This window comes from Algoriphagus hitonicola (assembly GCF_900113375.1).
GTDB lineage: Bacteria > Bacteroidota > Bacteroidia > Cytophagales > Cyclobacteriaceae > Algoriphagus > Algoriphagus hitonicola.
The window spans coordinates 233,029-247,684 of sequence record NZ_FOPC01000006.1 but is presented as its reverse complement, the minus strand read 5'-3'; the positions used below and the strand labels follow the sequence as shown (position 1 = coordinate 247,684).

Here is a 14,656-nt window from a genome sequence, read left to right as displayed (position 1 = left end):
TTTATTTCATGAAAAAGCTTTTACTCGGCTTTGCCTTGAGTGTCGGCAGTTTTTTTTGTGCCTATTCCCAAGATTTTAGCGGACCTTTAGACTTAGAGACTGCTGTCAAAATCGCACTAGAAAACAACCTTTCACTTAAGCGAAGCGAACTAAACCAACTTTCCAACGAAGCTACCTTACTTCAATCCCAAGGATCCAGACTCCCTTCCTTTTCTACTGGAGCGAGTTCGGGTTTTCGATGGGGCCGATCGATCAACCCGGTGACCAACCTTTTTGAAACCCAACGGATCGGAAACATCAATGTCTCCGCAAACTCAAATGCTACCCTTTTTGCTGGACAGCGGATTACCAATACTGTCAATCAGGCAAAAATTGACTTGGAAACCGGCACCTATAATATTGAGGCCACACGAAACACGATTACCTTAAATGTGATCAACTTGTACATCAATATTGTATTTAATCGGGAGCAGGCAAAAATTGCCGAAAGACAACTCGAAACCACCAAGGAGCAACTCGAAAGAACAAAACGACTAGTCCAAGCAGGCTCTCTCCCACTCGCAGACCAGCTGGATCTGGAAGCGCAGGTCGCTACCAATGAGTTGGAGGTCATCAATGCTTATCAAGCACTCAACCTTTCCAAACTTGACCTTGCACAAGCCCTTCAAATCCCCTATTCAGAAGGATTTGAAATCGTCGAACCCAAACTCGAAATCAATGAAGACTTGATTATTTCCGAAGATGCAGCTTCTATTTTTGCGACGGCAATAGACAATATGCCAGAAATCAAAGCGGCCAAGACTTCCTTGGAAAGCGCTCGATTAGGTGTCAAAATCGCTCGGGGTCAATACTATCCGACTTTGGGTGTAGGGGCTAATCTTTTCTCAAACTATGTCGATCGAGCCGCACCTGGTTTTGAACCTGATCCCCTTTCCCGACAAATCAGAAACAACCTGTCTCAATCGGTCAATATTCAGCTCAGCATTCCGGTTTTTTCCCAGTTTACCAATAAAGCAAATCTCCAGCGGGCTCGGGTCCAAGAGCGATTAGCGGAGGTTTCAAAACAAGAAGCTGAAAACCAATTACGGCAGGATATCGAAACCGCCTACAACAATGCTTTGGCGGCTGAACAATCTTATCAGGCATCACTTTCTCGAGTCAAAAGTCTCGAAGAAACTTTCCGCATCGCGCAGCAACGATTTGACTTAGGAGCAATCAATTCCGTAGATTTTCAAGTTTCTCAAGCAAATTTCTTTAATGCTCAAGCCGATCTGATCAATGCTAAATACACCTACATTTTCAGAGTAAAGGTTCTTGACTTTTATCTCGGCAACCCCATCAACCTCAACTAAACCATGGCTACAAAAAAATCAAACAAACTACTCTATTACCTTCTCGGCATAGTGGGTGCACTAATCGTATTCGCAATCATCGGAAGATCACTGGGCTGGATCGGAGGAGAAAATGTAACTCAAGTAGAAATTGCAAAAGTCGGCAAAAACTCGATCATCGAAAAAGTGAGTGCCTCAGGTGAAATTCAACCTGAAATAGAGGTAAATCTCAGCCCTGATGTGGCTGGTGAAATCATCGAATTGAATATCCAGGAAGGTGACTCGGTCGAAATGGGCAAACTTCTGGTGAAAATCCGACCTGACAATTTCATATCAGCGCTTGACAGAAGCCGCGCCAATCTCAATCAACAACAAGCCAATTTGGCTCAGAGTAAAGCGAGTTTGCAGCGTGCCGAAGCCCAGTTTACCCGTAGTGAACTGGAATATAAACGTCAAAAAACGCTCTATGAGCAAAAGGCTATTTCCGATGCGGATTTTGAACAAGCCGAGGCCAATTACATCACTGCCCAAAAGGATCTAGAAGCAGCCAAACAAAGTGTCATTGCCGCAGAGTTCGTGGTCAAAAGTTCACAAGCTACCGTAAATGAAGCCGCGGAAAACCTCCGCTTGACCAATGTCTATTCCCCGGTCAGCGGGATAGTTTCCAATCTCTTGGTAGAAAAAGGAGAACGAGTGGTGGGAACCCAGCAAATGGCAGGAACCGAAATGCTCACTATAGCGGACCTCACCCGGATGGAAGTTCGAGTGGATGTCAACGAAAACGACATTGTTCGCCTGGCGATGGGTGACACCACCCTAATCGAAGTGGACGCCTACTCCACTTCTGGTAAGACCTTTAAAGGAATCGTCACCAGCATCGCCAACACCGCAAATACGAAAGCCTCCTCCGATGCGGTCACAGAATTTAAAGTGAAGATCAGAATTCTCAATAGCTCCTATCAGGATCTCGTGGATGCGGGAAACAAATACCCATTTAGACCTGGCATGACTGCCTCTGTCGAGATTATCACCAATCAAAAAGATAATGTGCTCTCGGTTCCACTTGCTGCAGTTACTACTCGGGAAAACAAAGTGGACACTCTAGCTGATGGCACTACCCGACCACAAGAATTGGTATTTTTAGTAGAAAACGGTGAAGCAAAAATGACTAAAATCAAAACTGGAATTTCTGATTTTCAATTCATTGAAGTGCTTGAAGGACTCTCCGAAAATCAAGAGGTAGTTTCTGGACCTTATTATACAGTAAGCAAGGAATTAGAGGAAGGTGATAAAGTAGAAAAAGCAAGTACTCCTTTATCGAGCTCAAATCAATAAAATTTCCTTTTCTTAAATAATCAGATGAGGCTGTCTCAAAAGTGAAGTTTGTCACATTCAGCGCCAGCCTCGCCGGCAAAGGCAGGAAGTCGAAATGTGGGCTAGAATGATAGAAATAGCCTTCGTACTGCCCAACTCTAGTTGGTCAGGTGCTACCAATGACAAAGATGCTTAATATCACAAAATTGGGGTCAGTCCGAGCACCCGAAAGACGGGAGTCTGAAGGTACGAGGATGCTTCGATTTCGAGACTCCCGTCTCTCAAGTGCTCAGCGTGACCAAAAATTTGATTCAAACCATAATTTTCGTCATCTCCTTTTTGTATGTTCGAAGAATATTTAAGACTCAGGCTTACATTCTAGCGATTTATGAGACAGCCTCATTTTTTTGTGGATTTGGAATTGAACTATTTGATTGATTCTTTTCTTTTTAAACCGTGGAAAATCTTCAACAAATCCGAGTAAAAAACATGGTTTGCCCTCGCTGCATTCAAGCAGTCAAAGAGGAGTTGGAGAGACAGCAAATCCCGTATGAATCCGTGGATTTGGGAATTATCCATTTGAAAAAGATCCCTTCTCCCGAAAAAAAAGAACTCCTTGGCAAAGGTTTGAAAGAAATCGGTTTTGAACTTTTGGAATCAAAAAATGCCACTCTGATCGAATCGATTAAGAATACGCTGATCCAACAGATCCATCACTCCAATCAGACCCTAGAAACCAATTACTCTGACTTTTTGGAAGCGAAACTTAAGCAAGACTACGTACAGCTAAGTCGGCTTTTCTCCCAAGTCGAAGGACTTACCATCGAAAAATACATCACCCGGCTCAAAATCGAGAAGGCAAAAGAATTGATCCTGTACAATGAGCAAAAACTCGCCGAAATTGCCTTCCAACTCGGCTACAGTTCAGCAGCTTACCTTTCCGCAATTTTTAAAAAAGAAACGGGGATGAAACCCTCTCAATTCAAGCAAAACTCCGGTAAAAGAAAAAGCCTCGATGAAGTTTAGGAAGCGCTGAATTGTAAAATCTTATAGTTTTTTTACAAAATTTCATAACAAATAAGGGGAGACTTGAGCCCATCTTTGTAGCATGGAAATAAGTGAAGCGAAAATCCAAAAGAAAAATTTCCCTGTTACGGGAATGACCTGCGCTGCATGTGCGTCAAGTGTAGAAACTATTTTATCTTATACCGAGGGGGTGAAGTCTGCTTCTGTGAATTTCGCATCCAACAGTGTTTTGGTGAAATATGAGGATCATCTCAGTCCAGAAGCTTTGGATAAGGCTCTCCAAGATGTTGGCTATGGGCTTATTTTAACTCAAGACAATCCGGAAGAAGCTCAAGAAACTTTCCAAAAAGAACAGTATCAAAACGTAAAAAAGCGAACCATTGGAGCGGCTTTACTGACTGTCCCGGTATTTGTGCTGGGGATGTTTTTTATGGATTGGGAGCCGGGGAAATGGATTAGCCTCATGCTTAGTATCCCTGTCTTATTTTATTTTGGACAGCATTTCTATGTCAATGCCTGGAAACAAGCCCGTCACCGCAAAGCCAATATGGACACGCTAGTGGCCCTAAGTACAGGAATTGCTTTTCTATTTTCCGCATTCAATACCTTTTTCCCGGATTTTTGGCATGCTAGGGGAATTCATCCCCACGTATATTATGAAGCGGCCACCGTGATCATCGTTTTCATTTCTTTTGGAAAACTGCTAGAAGAGCGGGCCAAATCTCAAACCGGTACAGCTTTGAAAAAGCTAATCGGACTTCAACCCAAAACTTTGACTCGAATCCAAAACGGACAGTCACAGGAGGTCCAAATTAAAGAGGTACAGATAAGCGATCGAATTCTGATCAAACCCGGAGAAAAAATCCCGGTAGATGGGGTAGTTGTTTCTGGAAATAGTTTCATTGACGAAAGTATGATCAGTGGGGAACCTGTCCCTGTGGAGAAAAAACAGGAGGATAAGGTCTTCGCCGGAACCATCAATCAAAAGGGAAGTTTGGAGATTTTAGCTGAAAAAGTTGGTGCCTCCACCCTACTTTCGCAAATTATCGCTCGGGTGCAAGAAGCACAGGGAAGCAAAGCGCCGGTGCAGAAGTTGGTGGATAAGATTGCAGGGATATTTGTACCCACGGTGATTCTTATCGCTCTACTGACCTTTGGAATTTGGATGATTTTTGGAGGAGAAAATGCCTTTTCTCACGCACTTTTAGCCTCGGTTTCCGTGCTGGTAATAGCCTGTCCCTGTGCGTTGGGACTCGCCACCCCAACGGCAATTATGGTCGGTGTAGGCAAGGGAGCAGAGAACCAAATCCTCATTCGGGATGCAGAAAGTCTGGAACTCGGTCATGAGGTCAATGCCATAATTTTGGACAAAACTGGGACGATTACCATGGGTAAACCAACGGTAGTGAATTTACAGTGGTCAGAGAAAAATAGTGATTTATTAAACCATTCTGCATTTACTATTAACTACTTACAAATAGTATTAGCTCTCGAATCCAAATCCGAGCATCCATTGGCTGATGCAGTCGTTAAATTTTTAAAGGAAAAAGGTATTCAACCACTAGATCTGAAAAATTTCGAAAGCATTACGGCCCGAGGAGTAAAAGGGGAAGTTGAAGGAAAAAATTATTTTGTTGGAAATCAGAAATTACTGGAAGAAAATGGTGTTTCTATTTCAGAAGAGTTAAAATCTCAAGCCAAATCATGGAGCGAAAAAGCCCAAACCGTGATCTGGTTTGCCGAGGAGAAAAAAAGCTTGGCTATTCTCGGTATCGAAGATCAGATTAAACCGAGCTCTAAAACTGCGATCCAAAATTTACAAAAATCCGGTGTGGAAGTATATATGCTCACTGGGGACAATCAACAAACGGCAAAAGTGGTGGCTTCACAAGTAGGGATCGATCATTACGAAGCAGAAGTGATGCCAGCGGACAAATCGTCATTTGTCAAATCACTCCAAGAAAAAGGCAAAATAGTCGCCATGGTCGGAGACGGAATCAACGACTCGGAAGCTTTGGCACAGGCTGATGTCAGCATCGCCATGGGGCAAGGCTCAGACATTGCTATGGATGTAGCCAAAATCACGCTGATCACTTCTGACCTCGAAAAAATCCCTCAGGCATTCCGGCTTTCGCACCTCACAGTCAATGGTGTAAAGCAAAACCTTTTCTGGGCTTTTATTTACAACCTAATCGGGATTCCAATCGCTGCAGGAGTGCTTTATCCGATCAATGGTTTCCTTCTCGATCCGATGATTGCCGGTGCAGCCATGGCCTTTAGTTCCGTTTCGGTGGTGATGAATAGCTTGAGGCTGAAAGCTAGAAAGCTTTGATATTTTCGATTTATCACAGAAAAAAATTTCAATCAATTCATTACCAGCATAACCAAGATTCGAAGAATAAAACACTTAGTAAAACCAGTCATATTTATTAACTCCTAATTTCTTGATCATGAAAACCTTAAAATTTAAAACCAATATCAATTGTCACAACTGTCTTGCTAAAGTAGAACCTAAATTGAATGAAGAGCCTAAAATCGAAAATTGGTCGGTAGATTTGCAAAGCGATGATCGAATTTTAACCGTCCAATCTGAATCGATTACCGAGGAGGAGGTATTCAAGACAGTATTAAAAGCAGGATTTATCGCAAAACCAGTATAACTACCAACAGAAATCCCCGTATACCCCTTTGATCTCTATAATAATTAGTAGGCTTTCGGGGTAATTTGAAAAATTAACCTATTTTTACAGCAGTGAACAAACTGATTTCCATAGCGCTAGCTTCTTTGATCCTCCTTTCAAACATTGGAGTGGCCAAAGCCGTGCATCTTTGCATGGGGGAAGAAACTGCTGTGAAAATAGGTTGGGAAAAAGCTCATTTGGATTGCCAAATGCTGGAGAAAAAACCTTCCTGCCATGAAACAGAGCAAGAAAATCTTCCTCCTCATGATTGTTGTGATGATGAGTATGAGCATTTTCAAACTGAGGCCGAGACAGGTCTCGATAAGTCAGAGGTAAAACTAATCTCTTCCACTTTTGTATCTTCTTTAGTAATTTCTTTTTGGCTTTCTCCTTTCACGGAATCAAGCGAATCAGCCCACTTTACCGAATCCCCTCCACCCCCTTCAAAAACCGAACGGTTCATTTTATTCCAATCCTTTTTAATCTAGGATTTGATGGATTTTCTTGAGGCTTAGTCGCAAGAATGAAACCTAATGGCTGATTTTCAGTCTATTACATTCTTATCTATCAATCTGAGAATAAAATGATCAATAAAATCATCCGGTACTTTCTGGAGAATAAACTCGTTACCGTCATCTTTCTTCTTCTGCTCATTGGCTGGGGATTGGTGACTGCTCCCTTCAATTGGAATTTGGACTTTTTACCAAGAGATCCTGTTCCGGTCGATGCAATTCCCGACATCGGCGAAAACCAACAAATCGTATTCACCGAGTGGATGGGTCGATCTCCACAGGATGTCGAGGATCAAATCACCTATCCTCTTACCACCTCCCTGTTGGGACTACCCGGAGTGAAAAGTGTGCGCTCCAGTTCTGCTTTTGGATTTTCCAGCATCTACATCATTTTTGATGAGGATACTGAGTTTTACTGGAGTCGATCCCGGGTACTCGAAAAACTCAATTCACTTCCCACGGATTTGCTGCCAGAGGATGTCCAGCCCAAATTAGGACCAGATGCCACGGCACTGGGTCAGGTTTTTTGGTATACTCTCGAGGGGCGTGATGAGGAGGGAAATCCTGTTGGAGGATGGGATTTACATGAACTTCGAACGATTCAGGATTATTACGTCCGCTATTCTCTCACAGCGGTTGAGGGTGTTTCTGAAGTGGCTTCGGTAGGTGGCTATATCAAAGAATACCAAATCGATGTGGATCCGGGAGCCTTAAAAACCTATGAAGTCACCTTGATGGATGTCATGGAAGCGGTCAGAAAATCCAATTTGGATGTCTCTGCCAATACCATTGAAATCAACCGGGTGGATTACTTTATCCGGGGCTTGGGGTATGTAGAAGAACTCAGTGACTTGGATCAAGCGGTAGTCAAAGTCACCGATAATGTTCCCATCAGAATCAAAGATGTGGCACGTGTGAATATCGGGCCGCAACCCCGAAATATGGGAGGTATTCTTGATAAAAGCGGAGCAGAAGCTGTAGGCGGGGTGGTAATTGCTAGATATGGAAACAATCCGCTTAAAGTAATTGAAGGAGTAAAAGCCGAAATCGAGAAGCTTTCTCAGGGATTACCTTCTAAAACCCTGGCAGATGGCACAGTTTCCAAAGTTACCCTTGTTCCTTTTTATGACCGAACCGGGCTGATTTACGAAACTTTGGGCACATTATATGATGCGATCAGTTTACAGATCTTGGTGACGATTATCGTCATTTTGGTCATGGTGTATAATATCAGAGCCTCGCTTCTGATCTCGGCTTTACTACCCATGGCGGTTTTGATCTGCTTTATATTCATGAAATATATCGGCGTGGATGCCAATATTGTCGCTTTATCAGGGATAGCGATCGCCATTGGAACCATGGTGGATTTAGGCATCATTCTCAATGAAAATGTACTTCGACATCTGGAAATCGCTCCCAAAGGACAATCCAAAATTCAAACCGTTTACCTAGCAACAGCTGAAGTTTCAGGAGCAATTATTACTGCAGTCAGCACAACCATTATTAGTTTTTTGCCTGTATTCACATTAGAGGCTGCCGAAGGAAAATTGTTTGGGCCCTTAGCCTATACCAAAACATTTGCCCTTATCTCAGCGGTGCTTTTCACCTTACTGATTATGCCAGCATTCTCCCATTGGATTTTTTCCATCAAAAAGTTAAAAGGCAAAATCAGTCGATATGTTAACTATGGACTGATCATTCTAGGCCCCATTGTAGCACTTACACTTTGGAGTTGGGGAGGATGGTTATTGTTTGGATATGGATTGATTAATACGCTTTCAAATCAGTACCCTGAAAAGGTTGGGATGTATAAAGACAAGTTGATCATAGGCATCACCTTATTGTTTATTTCTTGGTTATTGACAACAGAATGGATGCCGCTCGGCGTTTCTGTCAGCACGATTCTCAACTTTATTTTCATTCTGTTTCTTCTTGGATTGGTTTTAGGGGGCTTTTCGGTTTTTATCAAAGTCTATCCCAAAATCCTCCATTGGTGCCTGGAAAACAAAGGGACATTTTTACTTTTTCCTGTCATTGTTATCTTAATTGGAATCAGCGTTTGGTTGGGATTTGCTCAGGTATTTGGGGTGGTCCCTAAGGCTTTTGATCAGCTAGGAATTAATGTTCGGACTACTGGAGTTTGGTCGGGTTTGACTCATACATTTCCCGGCTTGGGAGAGGAATTTATGCCTTCCCTAAATGAAGGATCTTTTCTACTCATGCCCACGACCATGCCGCACTCGGGAGTACAGGAAAACAAGGAAGTCCTACAAAAGCTCGATATGCTGGTAACCGCCATTCCTGAAGTGGATATGGTCGTAGGAAAAGCCGGACGGGCAGAGACAGCCATCGATCCCGCTCCTATGTCCATGTTTGAAAATACCATCAACTACAAGTCTGAATACTTGACCGATATCAATGGTACCCGATTGCGCTTCAAGGTTAAAGATGGAAAATTTGAACTAAAAGATGGATCCTTTTATGATCCAGAAACCATGACTCCGGATCAAATCGACACCAAAAACCTAATTCCGGATAACAATGGCCAGTATTTCCGGCAATGGAGACCTCATATCAATTCTCCAGATGATATCTGGGATGAAATCATCAGCGTAGTTAACCTTCCCGGGGTGACCTCCTCGCCAAAACTTCAGCCGATTGAAACCCGCTTAGTTATGCTTCAAACAGGCATGCGAGCGCCTATGGGAATCAAAGTGTACGGGCCTGACCTTAAAACCATCGAATCCTTTGGCCTCGAACTCGAAAAATACCTCAAGGAAGTTCCTTCAGTAAAAAAAGAAGCTGTTTTTGCCGATCGAATCGTCGGAAAACCCTATTTGGAGCTGGACATCAATCGCGAACAAATCGCCCGATACGGAATGAATGTGATGGATGTTCAGGATTTTATCGAAACCGCCATCGGTGGGATGAAAGTCAGTACCACCGTCGAGGGCCGTGAACGATTCCCCATTAGAGTTCGCTATGCGAGGGAATTCAGAGACGACCCACATGCGATCGAAAATCTTCAGATCCCAACTCCACAGGGGAACTATATTCCTCTAGGGCAGCTGGCCTCCATCAACTACCGGCCTGGCCCGGATATGATCAGGGGAGAAAATAGCTTCTTGGTAGGTTATGTTTTACTTGATAAAATGCCCGGATTTGCCGAAGTCACAGTAGTGGAAGATGCCCAGCGTTATCTTGATCAAAAAATCGAATCCGGTGAGCTCAAAGTCCCAAATGGCGTTCGATTCCAATTTTCCGGATCGTACGAAAACCAAGTCCGAGCAGAAAAACGCCTTTCAATCGTCGTCCCCATTTCTCTAATCCTGATTTTCCTAATTCTCTATTTCCAGTTTAGGGCCGTTTCTACCACGCTTTTCGTGTTTTCCGGAATTGCCATGGCCTTCTCAGGAGGATTTATGATGCTTTGGTTTTTTGGACAGGATTGGTTTTTCGACTTTAGTTTGTTTGGAACCAACATCCGGGATTTATTCCAGATGAAAGTTTACAATCTCAGCGTGGCAGTTTGGGTAGGTTTCATCGCCTTGTTTGGTATTGCCACAGATGATGGGGTGGTAATGGGTTCCTACCTGGATCAGAGTTTCCGGGAAAATAAACCTTCCACGTCCCGGGCGATTAGGGATGCAGTAATGGAAGCCGGAAAACGGAGAGTGTTGCCCTGTATGATGACTACCGCAACCACTCTTTTGGCCTTACTACCGATTTTCACTTCGACCGGTCGGGGCTCTGATATCATGATTCCTATGGCAATTCCTGCCTTGGGTGGAATGATTCTGGAAATCACAACAGTATTTATAGTGCCCACGCTGTATTGCTGGTGGGCTGAACGAAAATTGAAACAAAATTCTGAGGTATTTACTGAAGAGTCAAACGTATAAAGTCATGATAAATAAGACTTTGAAAATATCAAAAAATAGGTGGTCTATGAAGGATCAAATCACTTCATGGTCGTCTCAAATCTACCAGATTAGGTTTATGACCTTGGTTGGTCTATTGTTACTTTTCTTCTCATTTCCTAAGGAAGCAAAGTCCCAAACCTTAGATGATTACCTGATCCAAGCAGCTGAAAATAATCCCGGCCTGAGGGCATCCTACGCTCGATATGAAGCCAGTATGGAGCGAATCAACCAGCCCAGTTTGCCAGATCCTGAGCTACAAGCTGGAATTTTCCTCAAACCTATGGAGCGCTTTATGGGAAATCAATCCGCAGACCTAAGGGTGATGCAGATGTTTCCCTGGTTTGGGATGATTTCGACACAAAAGGAGGAATTGGGGCAAATGGCACAGGTAGACTATCAATTGTTTTTGGAGCAAAAAAATCAATTGTTTTATCAAGTCAAATCTACCTGGTATGAACTGATTCGCCTGCAAGAGGAAATTTTTATTTCGGAGGAAAACCTGAATTACTTGGAAAAATACAAGCGGTTGGCCCTAATAAAATACCAAGTGGGTCAAAGTAACTCATCCTCCCCCACTGAAATGGCAGAAAAACCTGTAGCCACCTCAAGTGCATCCCAATCCTCCATGGAAACTATGGGAGGAAAAACCTCCGATGAAAGCATGGCCAAACCTCAATCTGAAGTCATGGCTTCTTCCCAAATGAGCTCGGCAGAGGGAATGAACCAGGTACTTCAGATTCAGATAGAAATCGAGGAATTGGAAAATCAAATCGAGCAATTGACTGCTGATCTCGAGCCGCTACAGATCAAATTCAACCAGCTTTTAAACCGAGAGCAGGAAGCGAAAATCCCACTTCCAGAAGAATTAGAAACAGTCAAATTGAACTTGGATAGAAAGCAGGTTTTAGACAGTATTTATCGAAATAACCCAATGATCTCCATGTACGATGCGGAGTTGTCCGCTTTGGATCAGCAAGCCAAAATGGCCAAACTGGAAGGAAAACCCATGCTAGGTGCCGGAGTGAATTACATGCTTTTCAGCCCAAGACCCGAAAGTGGAATGCAAATGGGCGGACAAAATATGGTCATGCCAATGGTGAGCATGACGCTTCCGATCTATCGAAAAAAAATCAATTCGAAAATCAAAGAAACCGAACTGCTCAAAAAATCTGCTTTTCACAGGCAGGAAGAAACCAAAAATCTTTTGGCGATGGAATGGTCCAATGCATTCCGCAATTGGGAAAATGCCAACCGTCAACTGGAACTATACGAAGCTCAAATCAAACTGGTAGAGCAGCAAATCCAATTGTTGACTACCGCCTTTTCATCCAATTCAACCGAACTGGATCTCGTGCTACGAACCCAGCAGCGCTTATTGGAATACAAACTCAAACGCGTCAATGCCATCAATCTCCAGTATCAAAGCCTTTCCATGCTGGAAATGCTTGCGGCTAATTCTCTTCAAATTCAATTCGAATCAAAATGAAAAAAATATTAAATAACAAATTTGCCTTGGTCACCCTAGCACTGGTATTTGGGCTAGTTGTAGGCTGGCTCCTGAAACCCGGAGCAGAGGAGAACCACGAAGGGCATGAGCATGAGGAGACCGACTCGAATACAACCTGGACTTGTTCTATGCACCCTCAGATCAAACTGGGAGAGCCTGGTGACTGTCCCATTTGCGGGATGGACCTAATACCTGCCTCCCAAGCTTCGAAAAACTCCAGCAATCCAATGGTCTTTGAAATGACCTCCGAAGCGGTAGCTATGGCTCAAATCCAAACCAGCAAAGTCGGAGGAGGTAATACTGGAGGTGAATTAAACTTGACTGGAAAAATCCAGGGAGATGAACGGGAAATCGCAACACTCACCAGCAAATTTCCCGGAAGAGTCGAGCGTCTATTTATCACCTTCACTGGTGAAAAAGTAGAGAAAGGACAGCGAATTGCTACGCTATATTCCCCTGAACTCATGAGTGCCCAACAGGAACTCTTGGAGGCTGCCAAAAGCAAATCCGATTTTCCGCAACTTTACGAGGCCGCAAAATCCAAATTGAGACTTTGGAAGCTTTCTGATCAGCAAATCGATGCGATTGAAAAATCAGAAAAAGTACAGGAGCAATTTGATATTTTGGCGGACCAATCCGGGGTAGTTACTCAGCGAAACGTTTCGGTAGGTGATTATGTCAGTACCGGCTCAGTCTTATTTAATGTAATCAATCTGGATAAGCTTTGGGTTCTTTTGGACGCTTATGAAACAGATTTATCATTCTTACGAATAGGAGATCAAATTAATTTTTCTGTGGCGGGAATTCCCGGAGAAAATTTCAGGGCAAAAATCACCTTTATTGATCCGGTAATCGATCCAAACACCCGATCGGCCAAAATCCGTGCTGAAGTAAACAACACAGGTCAAAATCTCAAACCCGAAATGTTTGTAAATGCCACAGTGAACATTAAAAGCAAATCCGGAGCATCGGCATTGATGGTACCCAGAACCGCTGTTCTCTGGTCCGGCAAACGATCGGTGGTCTATGTGAAAACACCCGGAACCAATCCTCCTACATTCGAAATGCGTGAAGTCACACTGGGAGACCGAATGGGAGAAAATCAGGAGATCAAATCCGGGATATTGGCAGGGGAAGAAATCGTAACTAACGGTGTCTTTGCCATAGATGCTGCAGCCCAGCTCTCAGGAAATTACAGCATGATGAATCGTCCAGAGACCAAATCTATCGAAGTTTCTGAAGAATTTAGAGAGCAAATCACGGCTGTCGCAGAAGCTTATTTTCAAGTGAAAAATGGACTCGTCAAAGATGATCTGAATGAGACCAAGAAATCATTGGGGTCGTTTGAGGAGAGACTTTCAGCCGTAAATATGAAATTGGTGAAAGATCAAGCTCACGACCGATGGATGAAAATACTGGAAGGAATGAATGATGCTCAACAAAAAATGGCTTCTGCTGATGAACTTGAAGAAGCGCGGAAGCATTTTTCTATGCTCTCATTTCATATTTTAGAAATGACGGAGACTTTTGGACTCAACAAAGAAGTGGTCTACAAAGACTACTGTCCAATGGCCTTTGGAGATGAGGGAGCTTATTGGCTAAGTGAGGAAAAAAACATCACCAACCCCTATTTTGGATCCTCTATGTTAACTTGCGGAGAAATCAGACAAACCTATCTTAAAGGTCAACCGGTCATGAACCTTTCCGAAAATTCATCCCCTCCTGCTGCTCATAATCATTGATTTTATCAAATAAAACCTATCGAATAACTACTTAAAACTATGAAAAAGTCCATTTTATATGCCTCTATAATTTCGTTCGTGTTTTTCTCCTGCGGAGAAAATAGCACCACTGACCAAGCAAAGGAAGAAACACAGACATCCGATATTCCTGACTCATCAAACTCGATTTCTATTGCCAAAACTCAAGCCACCTCATCCTTAATCGATTCGTATTTGGTAGTCAAAGATGCTTTGGTTGCAGATAATGCCCCGATTGTTCGCTCAAGTACCGATGAGCTGCTACATGCATTAGAAAATTTTGACTTCGATGCTGTGGAGGATAATTCTGGGGAACTTGCAAAACTCCAGCAAGAAGCTATTGCTCTTTCAGAAAAATTAAAAAGTGAGGACATCGCTATACAACGAGAAAATTTTCAGGACCTCAGTCTCGTATTGGTTGATTTCATAAAAATCGCGGGAGCTGACCGCACACTTTACCATCAATATTGCCCGATGTACAAAGGAAACCAAGGTGGCATGTGGCTCAGCGCAAACGATGAAATCAAAAATCCACTTTTCGGAAGTACCATGCTTAACTGTGGCAGTGTGGAAGAAACTTTGTCCATAAATTAATTAATTTC

10 protein-coding genes are annotated in these 14,656 nt (G+C 43.1%); all 10 read left to right on the top strand.

All coding sequences use genetic code 11. The features are described from left to right. The first annotated feature begins 8 nt into the window (after positions 1-8). The 10 genes from BM043_RS10360 (at position 9) to BM043_RS10315 (ending at position 14,648) form a co-directional block, all read left to right on the top strand. Positions 9-1,352, top strand: a complete 1,344-nt coding sequence (locus BM043_RS10360) for a TolC family protein (RefSeq protein ID WP_092791343.1) — start codon at positions 9-11, stop codon at positions 1,350-1,352. 3 nt (positions 1,353-1,355) lie between these two features. Next, the gene (locus BM043_RS10355) at positions 1,356-2,666 is read left to right on the top strand and encodes an efflux RND transporter periplasmic adaptor subunit (RefSeq protein ID WP_092791341.1); all 1,311 of its coding nucleotides are present in this window, start codon (positions 1,356-1,358) and stop codon (positions 2,664-2,666) included. A gap of 435 nt (positions 2,667-3,101) precedes the next feature. After that, positions 3,102-3,671: a helix-turn-helix domain-containing protein gene (locus BM043_RS10350; protein ID WP_177188460.1), complete on the top strand. Its 570-nt coding sequence runs from the start codon at positions 3,102-3,104 to the stop codon at positions 3,669-3,671. A gap of 82 nt (positions 3,672-3,753) precedes the next feature. Then, a complete protein-coding gene (locus BM043_RS10345; protein ID WP_092791339.1) occupies positions 3,754-6,003 on the top strand; it encodes a heavy metal translocating P-type ATPase in 2,250 nt (749 codons plus the stop codon). Positions 6,004-6,121: 118 nt separating this feature from the next. Then, complete coding sequence (locus tag BM043_RS10340) at positions 6,122-6,331, top strand: heavy-metal-associated domain-containing protein (protein WP_092791337.1); 210 nt, start codon at positions 6,122-6,124, stop codon at positions 6,329-6,331. Positions 6,332-6,423: 92 nt separating this feature from the next. Next, a complete protein-coding gene (locus BM043_RS10335) occupies positions 6,424-6,840 on the top strand; it encodes an HYC_CC_PP family protein (protein ID WP_092791335.1) in 417 nt (138 codons plus the stop codon). A gap of 95 nt (positions 6,841-6,935) precedes the next feature. Next, the gene (locus tag BM043_RS10330) at positions 6,936-10,766 is read left to right on the top strand and encodes an efflux RND transporter permease subunit (protein WP_092791333.1); all 3,831 of its coding nucleotides are present in this window, start codon (positions 6,936-6,938) and stop codon (positions 10,764-10,766) included. A 46-nt stretch (positions 10,767-10,812) separates the two neighbouring features. Further along, positions 10,813-12,273 (top strand): TolC family protein, encoded by a 1,461-nt coding sequence (locus BM043_RS10325; protein WP_177188459.1) that lies wholly within the window; start codon positions 10,813-10,815, stop codon positions 12,271-12,273. Continuing rightward, on the top strand, positions 12,270-14,036 hold the full coding sequence (locus BM043_RS10320) for an efflux RND transporter periplasmic adaptor subunit (RefSeq protein ID WP_092791329.1): 1,767 nt from the start codon (positions 12,270-12,272) through the stop codon (positions 14,034-14,036). The genes BM043_RS10325 and BM043_RS10320 overlap by 4 nt, the downstream gene beginning before the upstream one ends. 39 nt (positions 14,037-14,075) lie before the next feature. After that, a complete protein-coding gene (locus BM043_RS10315; RefSeq protein ID WP_092791327.1) occupies positions 14,076-14,648 on the top strand; it encodes a DUF3347 domain-containing protein in 573 nt (190 codons plus the stop codon). Positions 14,649-14,656 lie beyond the last annotated feature (8 nt).